Below are 7,988 nucleotides of genomic sequence, written 5' to 3'. Positions count from 1 at the left end.
GGCGACGACTCGCAATCGTCGGCGGCGACGGCACCTGCGGCAGCGGGCGGCATGCCAGCGGCTGCTCGCGGAGTGTCCGCCGGAGTGGGGTCGGGAGCCCCGTCCGCGGGCGCCGGCTCCGGCGCGGGTCAGCCTGCGGCATCCGGCGGGGGGTCGCGTGCGGCCTCCGGCCGCGCCCCGTTGGGTCCGGCCGGTAAGGCACCGGCAACGGCGACCCCGCGGGCGGCGTCGGCACGCTCCGCGCCCCCCGCGCGCCCCGCGCGCCCCGCGCCGCCGCCCGAGCAACCCGAGAAGGAAAAGCGCGAGTCGCCGGATGACGTCACTGCATTGCCCTCCGTCCCGGTCTCTGCGGCTCGCCGCGCGCGCGATGCCATCGTTGCCGCGTCGAGTGCTCGCCGCGGCAAAGCGGACCCGCTACGGTTGGCGCGCCGCATCGCTGCCGCCTTGAATGCGCCCGACACCTACGACCAGGGTGACTACGGCTTCTTCTGGATCACCGCGGTAACCACCGACGGCGATATCGTGGTGGCCAACAGTTACGGCTTGGCCTACATACCTGAGCAGCTGCAGCTGCCAGCCGATGTGTACATGGCCAGCGCTGACCACGCCATCCCGGCCGACGAGATGGCCCGTGTTGCCACCTACCCGGTGCTGGCGGTGCAGGGCTGGGCTGCGTTTCATGACATGAAGCTGCGGGCGGTGATCGGCACCGCGGAGCAGTTGGCCAATTCCGATCCTGGGGTGGCCAAGATCATTTTGGAGGCCGACGACATCCCGGAAAGCGGCAAGATGACGGGCCGGCCTCGCCTGGAGGTGGTGGATCCCTCGGCCGCGGCCCAGCTGGCAGACACCGACGACTTGCGGCTGCTTGAGCTGCTGCCACCGGCGCCGGCTGACGCCAACACGCCGGACGACGAGCGGCACATGTTGTGGTTTGAGCTGATGAAGCCGATGACAAGCACTGCCAGCGGCCGCGAGCTTGCTCACCTGAAGGCATTTCGCGCCTACGCCGAGCATTGCCAGCACATCGCTTTGCATCAGGCGTACAGCGCGGCGGACGCGGAGGCTCAGCGTTCTGCCGTCGCCGACTGGCTGTATTGGCGATATGTCGTCGGATTGCTTAAGGGCGCGGTGGCCGAGGCACCCTGAGGCTGACCCGAATCCGGCACCGCGGCTGGCAGCCGTTCGAACTGCCAAGCCTGGCAAGCGCAGGCGGATTTTCAGACCGGATTTCAGACCGGAGTAGTGATCGGACTTGACGATGCCGCGGCTGTACCGCGAACCGGAGCGCTGACCAACGTGGCGGCGCCCGCCGCGGCCCCCGCTTCACCGGTTGCTTCCTCGTCCGTGTCGTCTTTCTCTTTCTCGTCGACCAGCTGCGCTTGCTGATCCGGCTTGGTGTCGGAGGCGAGCTGTGCTGGTGCCGCGCCCGCACCCTGCGAGGCCGCTTGTTGCGCCGACTGGCTGATGGTCTGCGCAATCGGCGATGCTTGCTGGGCCATTTGACCGGCTTGCGGAGCTAGCTGAACTAGCTGCGGGACGGTGGCCGCCACGCGTGGTGCCAGCGCTTCGGCCTGGACGCCCACCGCCTGGCTGAGTTGAGATGCCGCCCCCATAGGGGCTCCGAGCAGTTGCGCGGCGGGAGCGGTCAGCGATTGCCCGGAAGGGCCGGCCAGGCTCGCCGCCGCACCGGCTATCCCGCCGGCGGTGAGCGCTAGCCCCGCAGAACTGAATTGGTACTGCGCCAACGCTTCGCCTAGCGACTGGTCGGCTTGGGTGTAGACCTCCGCGGCGGCGGACATGCTGGTCGCTGTCCGCTTGAGAGCAGCGCTGACACCAGGCAACCCGTCAGAAACTAAGGATTCGATGCCGGGCATCGTCTCGTTGATCGCTGCGGAGACCGGATCCGAGCCTGTTGCGATAAGCGGCGCCGGAAGCGTCGGAAAAACCAGCTCGGCGAGTTTGCTTCCCGCGGCTACCAGGCGGGTGGGATTGACGGCCAGTGGTTCAGCCATCGCAAAAACCCTTCTCTACGGTCCCCATCGAGCAAATTTTACCCGACCTACAGGACGTCCCCTGGCGCTAATTTAGGCGCCCGCTCCACGTACGTCACCATTCACAATCGGAGATTACGCACCATGTCGTAAACACCGGTGACCCACAGCAGCAGTGGAATGATTGACGCCACCATCGCGCCGTCGATCAATTCCAGAATGCGCTTCATCACCGGCGAAACGCGACGAACTTGAGCGGTCGCTGCCGCCACAATCAGGGTGACGACGGCTGTGGCGAGGTAAGTGGCCAGCATCAGCCAGGCATTATCCGGGTACCACAGGCTCAGCTTGATCGCCAGACCCGTCGGGATCACGACGGCCGCCGCCAGCAATGCCCAGGCACACCACCGGTCTGCATAGAGTCTGGACCGGAACCCACTGATCACTGTGAGCAGACCCGCTATTACAACACTGTGCACAAAGAAGTGTCCGGGCACCACCACCGCGATCGCGCCGACGGCAAGAACCAGCGTGCCGGCCGTGACGTATCCGACGAGCAGCTGTTTGGCCAGCTTGCTGCGTTCGGTGAGCCGTGCGGCAGACGCTGGTGCCGACGCGATGATGGCCTGCCAGGTCGGCGTCTCTTCATTAGTGGCGTCCTGGGCGGTGACGGGATCGAGCAGCTCTTCGTTGTCGACGGTCTCGCCAGGAACGGGAATCGGCGGCAACGCAATCCGGGCGACAGCGACGGTCAACTTGGCCGCGTTGGTCACCACGAACAGCCCGAATGCGATCGCCCCGGCCGGCACCCAGTGCGAATAGCCGTAACCGAAGGCAACCGCAGCGGCAATGGTGGCGATTGATGTGATGATCACAAACGAAGCCAATTCGTGGCGCTGCCGCGGCCCACCCCGCACAGTGAGCGTTACGAACAACACCGCCGTGGCGGCCGCGGCGAGTTGGGGCGCCCCCAGCGAGTGGACTCCGCGCGGCAGCGGAATCGCCATCGCTGCCGCGGCAGTAATCGGCGGGTACGCCGTGAGCAGCAGACTCGTGGCAAGGCCCGCATTCTGATAGAACCGCTTTGCAACAAAGTAGCCGACCAGCACGGTGATACCGATGATGCCTATGGCCAGCGGCCAGAACAGGTTGCGCCCCGTTGCCCACCACGCCCGCATGGCCGCAACGGTGACCGGCAGGGTCAACACCGGGATTGCCACAGCGATGAAGCGATTCAGTGCCGAACGGTCGAATTCCGGCGACTCATCGAGCACCGCGATTGCGTCGATAACATCTTCGACCAGCGGCCGATAGCGCTCTGTGCGGCTTACTGAAACCAGGGTCAACAACGACCCGTCGACGACCCCGGCCTCGTCCAGCGATTGGTCCAGCTTCAGCGGCGGAAATCCCGGGCGGGCGAAGTCCCACACGCCTTGTGCGGAAAAGTCAAAGCCAGCCAGGATGTCGGGCGGGGTATCTTCCAACAGATCGGCCAGTACGGCGACGGTGTCGTCGATATAGGTTTCTATCGGCGCCGCCGCCGGCAGTACCAAATCTGTCATCCGTCTGCCGGTGAGGATGGTGACCCGGGTGGTTGCTGGTTTGGGGGGAGTTGTCCCCGCGGCGGCCGAGGGGGCAACGACAGCAGGTGCGCTCAACGACGTCCAGCCCTTTCAAAATCGTCGGACAGGGTTGCGGCCAGTTCAAGGACTCGCCTCTGGTAGGCGGGGCCGAGCAGGTCGAGCTGAATTTCGGTTCCGGCCGCGATGTGCTTATCCCATGGCAAGACCACAATCCGGCCGGGTTGGAGCTGCTGCGCGAATTGCGCGACCACATGCTTTTCCGCGACGTTGGTCGCTCCCGCTGCGACATGGTTGATCGCCATGGAGGCACGGCTGAGCAGATCGTGGAAACCATTGTTGCGCAACCAGTTCAGGGCGATCGCGGCCTGCCGGGCGCTGTCGACCGATGCGTTTGTCACGATCACAATTGCCGACGACGTTTGTAAGACGCTGCGGGTTACCGGGTCGAACAGGCCGGCTCCGCAGTCGGCCAGGACCAGGTTGTAGAACCTTGACACCTTGTTGACGGCGATTCGCATATCTTCGCCGCTGAGTCCGCGCCGTGCGGTGGTGTACTCCTGCGCGGGCAGTATCTCGAGGTTGGCGGCGTTTACGCTGGTGTATGCGCGAACATCGTTGTAGTGCGACAGCTGTGGGTCGGCCAGCAGGTCCGCGATTGACGACGGCGACGAGCGGCCGGCGCGGTCGGCCAGGTTTCCCGAGCCCGGATCAGCATCAAGCACCAGGATCCGGTCGCCGCGCACCTGCGCAAGGGTCGTGCCCAAGGTGACCGTCGTCGTCGTCTTGCCGACGCCACCTTTCAGTGCCAACACCGCAATCTGATACGAACCGCGGGGCCGTCGGTTGATGCGCGTGCGAAGGTCCAGTTCGTATTTCTCGTCGGGCGAGAGCCCGAAGTTGATCCGGGTGACCGCATGGACCCAACGCCGCCACCCTCGTTGAGACACGAGTTTCGGGTGCTTCTTGTCGCGATGACCGTCGGCTGTGGCGGGTTCGATCACCGGCTGAGCTGGATCGGGAGCGCCGGGGGGTTGAGCTCGCACCGGTCCCGGCGGTTGAGCCCGGGTGGGTAAGAGCGGGGATGGCGTTGGCGCGGTCACCGCTGGTGGTTCGGCGGCCTGCGCGGCGCGCCGGGTGGCGCGGCGACCGCCGGGCTCGGCAGGCGGGGTTGCAGCTGCGGGTCCGGAAAACCGATCAACGCTCGAGCCACCCTGCTGTAACCACGCGAACGAAGCTGGCGGACGTTGTTCCGTTGGCGGGCGTAGCGGATGGGACGTACCAGTTGGCGCCTGAACTTCGCCGGCTTCCGGTTCGGGCAGATAGCGGTGACCGCGGCGGGCACGACGCGAATGGCGAGGAGCGTCGGGCTGCGCTGGTGGGGGCGACGGCGGAGGTTGCTGCTGCGGGCCGATTCGCGCTGTGCTCGGCGACGCTTCGTTCAAGTCTGGCCGGGTTGGCCCAGGCCCACCGGCTGTTGGCGCAGGCGGTGCGGGCTTGGGTGCAGCCAAGGTTGGTTGGGTTGCCGCCCTTAGTGGTTCGGGCGATGTGTACGGCAGTCCCACGGTGGCTGGCGGTGGTTGTGGTGCGCCCGGCGTTGGCCGAGTTGGGGGCCGTGGCGGTTCGGGTGGTGTGGGCAGGGGACCGCCGGCGGGCATGGGTGGTTCAGCTGCGGCCGGTGGCTGCTCGACTGAGGTCCGCCGCGGTTCTGCTGCGACTTGCGACGATTCCGGTGGCGCCGCTGGTGGCGGTTCCGGTGGTGCCGGTGGTGGTTCGGGTGGTACGGGCGGGGGTCCACCTATAGGCATGGGAGGCAGCGGCGGTTTGGTTGCGGTGGCCGGCATTGCCAACGGGGGCGGTTCGGCGGTGGCTGGCGCGGGTACCGGCGCCACGGGTGGCGGTTCCGGTGGTGCCGGTGGTGGTACGGGCGGGGGTCCGCCGATGGGCATGGGAGGCAGCGGCGGCGGAGGTTCGACCTTTGCCTCTGGGGTCGCCGGGGCCGGCTGAGAAGGTTGCGGCCAGTCGATCGATGCAGAGGGAGCTTCGCCATTGGGTTTGGCGGGCGGTGGATACGAAGAACCCGGGTCAAAGTAGTTTTCCGCACGGTCATCTGCTGATGGCGACGAACCCTCAGCGGGCCGAAAGAGTTTGTCGTAGTCGGCCGGCATGAGAACCTCTCAGAAGTTCGTCAATAGGAAAAAGCACGAGAAGGGGCGAGATCTCCCGAAGGGTTGAACTCGCCCGATCTCGTGCTTCGGTATTCTACGCGTATTGAAACGCGTCCTACGCGAACATCCCGGTCACGTTGCCCTCGGTGGAGGCCATAGCCTGACCGGCCTCGCTGATCGTCCGGGCCAGGTTCTGCAGCGCGCTGTTGAGCTCTTGCGCGGTGCCGTCCCACTTCTGCTGGACGCCCTGGTAGGCCTCCGAACCGCTACCGCCCCAGGCTGCGGCCAGTTTGGTCAGGGACTGCTTGCCCTCGTCGAGGAGGGAGTGGATGCTGGTGACATTTCCCTGAACTGCGCTAGCTGCGGCCTCAATGCCGGCGAAATTCCACTGCTGCTCTGTCATGTCTTATTTGCTCCGTTTCTTTGGTCTTAGGGAATCAGAAGCCCATTTGCGAGGACAGCGCCTGCTGCTGCTCTTCGTCGGCCTTCGAGTATTGGACGCCGGCCTGGCGAATATTCGTTGAGATTTCGTCGAGTTCCGCCTTTTGCTTGTTGGCGGCCTCTTGGAAGCGCACCACTGCGGCCTGGGCGGCAGTGCCCGCCGCGCCGCGCCACTGGGCCTGCAGCGAAGCCGCGGTGGACTCCACCTGGTCGATCTGGGTCTTCAGGTCGCCGGAGATACGCTCGAAATTACCTGCCTCTTGCGCGAGGGCAGACGAATCGGTCTTCATCTCTGCCATGCTGGACTACTTTCTCTCTTTCCATTCCTCGCCAATTGTTGGCAAGTCTTCCGGCCCGGGTGGCCGGGAAGTCTGTTGGTACTGGCGACGATCACCAATCGTCCTCGTGGTCCCAGTCTTCTTCTGCCTCGTCGCGCTCTTGGGTGAGCGTGGCCGGTGTCGCTAGCCCTGGCCGAGACGAACCACCGGCTTGTCCCCCGTGCCCTACTCCGCCGGCACCTACCGGGGCCGAGCCACTGGTCGCTGACGACCCGGCAGCTGCAGCCGGCTGCACCGCCGGGCCTGCAGGCTTGTCGAGCAGTTCCCCGATAAGCGGGGTGCGGGCCAACGTGCCACTGGCGCCGGGCAGCGCCTCTCCACGCAGCAGGCCCGCGCCCATACTGGGGCCCGACCCTCCGGCCAGCGGGTGGTTAGACAGCGGACTGGTTCCCACCAGACCCATCTGGAGGGTCTTATCGTCGGCCGCACCGGTGCCGCCCATGCCGCCTGTCTGGCTGAACAGCGAAGACACCTGTTGCGCCGGCTGGGTCAGCTGCTGCATGGGCCCGCTCGCCTCGACGAGCTGCGAAGCTGTCTGTTGAAGCTGGCTGGACGGTACGCCGGTGACTTGCGAGGCCATGTCCAGGATTGGGGTGGAAGACATGCTCTGGGCCGCGCTGGGGTCCAGGATGGACGTCATCGGCTCGAGCTTTTCAAAAAGTGTGTTGGCTATGGTCTCAGCCTGGTAGACGTCCATCGCCAGGGCGGCCTGGTTCCACATGCGGATGAAGTAGTCCATCTCGTTGAAGGCGATGGGCACGGTGTTGATGCCAAAGAAGTTGGTCACCACCAGGATCGCGGTAGTGATGTGGTTCGCTGCGATCTCGACCAGCGACGGTGTCGTCGCCATTGCCTGCGTGTATGCGGCCGCCTGAGCTGTTGCCTGCATTCCTCGCGCCTTCGCCTGCGTCGACGCGGATTGCAGCCAGGTCACCATGGGCAGGGCAGCCGCGATGGCCTTGTCGCTGCCACCCCCGGTCCACGCTTCGCCGAGCGAGTTCAGGCGCGCGGTCAGCTCAACGGCCTGAGCGTCCAGGGCTGCCGACAACGCCGCCCAGCCGGTGGCTGCGGCCAGCATCGGAGCCGCGCCCGCGCCGGCCATCAGCCGTCCGGTGTTCAGCTCCGGTGGCATTGCGTGCCACAGCATGGTGATCACTTCCTCTGGTTGCGCGGTGCCGGTTGATTCAACTGTCAGACGAAGGCGCGTGCGCCGCCGTCGACTTCCGAATAGGTACTGACGATGTCTTTGAGTGGTCTTTGAGTGCTGTTCCCGCTCGATCAAGCTCGGCCCACCCTGTGACCGACTTCCACACTGCCGCACCGGCTGCCACACCGCGCAGAGCATTTGCACTCACGTGCGCTCCGATGTCGCCGACGGCCGCGTGCGAGGTTTTTCCATTTGCCTACTTCTTCTCCATTTATTTGTCCTCCAGACACAAACCATTCGGGTTATGGCCGGAAACAATC

Annotated in this window: 6 protein-coding genes and 1 pseudogene; 1 reads left to right on the top strand and 6 read right to left on the bottom strand. The window is 65.6% G+C overall.

What is annotated here, in order from left to right; genetic code table 11:
* Window positions 1-1,149, top strand: a pseudogene (locus tag F0Q45_RS09385) (secretion protein EspK); the annotation flags it as partial.
* 83 nt (window positions 1,150-1,232) lie between these two features.
* Here the strand turns inward: F0Q45_RS09385 and F0Q45_RS09380 are convergent.
* From F0Q45_RS09380 to F0Q45_RS09355, 6 genes are all read right to left on the bottom strand, one after another.
* Window positions 1,233-2,015 (bottom strand): hypothetical protein, encoded by a 783-nt coding sequence (locus tag F0Q45_RS09380; RefSeq protein ID WP_149653688.1) that lies wholly within the window; start codon window positions 2,013-2,015, stop codon window positions 1,233-1,235.
* Between the two features lie 101 nt (window positions 2,016-2,116).
* Window positions 2,117-3,652 (bottom strand): type VII secretion integral membrane protein EccD, encoded by a 1,536-nt coding sequence (eccD, locus tag F0Q45_RS09375; protein ID WP_149653687.1) that lies wholly within the window; start codon window positions 3,650-3,652, stop codon window positions 2,117-2,119.
* Complete coding sequence (locus F0Q45_RS09370; protein WP_149653686.1) at window positions 3,649-5,742, bottom strand: MinD/ParA family ATP-binding protein; 2,094 nt, start codon at window positions 5,740-5,742, stop codon at window positions 3,649-3,651. The genes eccD and F0Q45_RS09370 overlap by 4 nt, the downstream gene beginning before the upstream one ends.
* 115 nt (window positions 5,743-5,857) lie before the next feature.
* Window positions 5,858-6,145, bottom strand: coding sequence for a type VII secretion system ESX-1 WXG100 family target ESAT-6 (gene esxA, locus F0Q45_RS09365; RefSeq protein ID WP_149653685.1), 288 nt, complete (start codon window positions 6,143-6,145; stop codon window positions 5,858-5,860).
* Window positions 6,146-6,179: 34 nt separating this feature from the next.
* On the bottom strand, window positions 6,180-6,482 hold the full coding sequence (locus F0Q45_RS09360) for a WXG100 family type VII secretion target (RefSeq protein WP_149653684.1): 303 nt from the start codon (window positions 6,480-6,482) through the stop codon (window positions 6,180-6,182).
* 91 nt (window positions 6,483-6,573) lie between these two features.
* The gene (locus F0Q45_RS09355; protein WP_149653689.1) at window positions 6,574-7,668 is read right to left on the bottom strand and encodes a PPE family protein; all 1,095 of its coding nucleotides are present in this window, start codon (window positions 7,666-7,668) and stop codon (window positions 6,574-6,576) included.
* Window positions 7,669-7,988: the final 320 nt, after the last annotated feature.

It is taken from the genome of Mycobacterium simiae (assembly GCF_008370645.1).
GTDB lineage: Bacteria > Actinomycetota > Actinomycetes > Mycobacteriales > Mycobacteriaceae > Mycobacterium > Mycobacterium simiae_A.
The sequence above is the reverse complement of the archived record's forward strand: the minus strand, read 5'-3'. Positions and strand labels throughout refer to the sequence as shown.

Coding starts and splice junctions, on each gene's coding strand:
- F0Q45_RS09380 (WP_149653688.1), bottom strand. CDS start 2,015: ATGGCTGAACCACTGGCCGTCAATCCCACCCGCCTGGTAGCCGCGGGA.
- F0Q45_RS09355 (WP_149653689.1), bottom strand. CDS start 7,668: ATGCTGTGGCACGCAATGCCACCGGAGCTGAACACCGGACGGCTGATG.
- F0Q45_RS09360 (WP_149653684.1), bottom strand. CDS start 6,482: ATGGCAGAGATGAAGACCGATTCGTCTGCCCTCGCGCAAGAGGCAGGT.
- F0Q45_RS09370 (WP_149653686.1), bottom strand. CDS start 5,742: ATGCCGGCCGACTACGACAAACTCTTTCGGCCCGCTGAGGGTTCGTCG.
- esxA (WP_149653685.1), bottom strand. CDS start 6,145: ATGACAGAGCAGCAGTGGAATTTCGCCGGCATTGAGGCCGCAGCTAGC.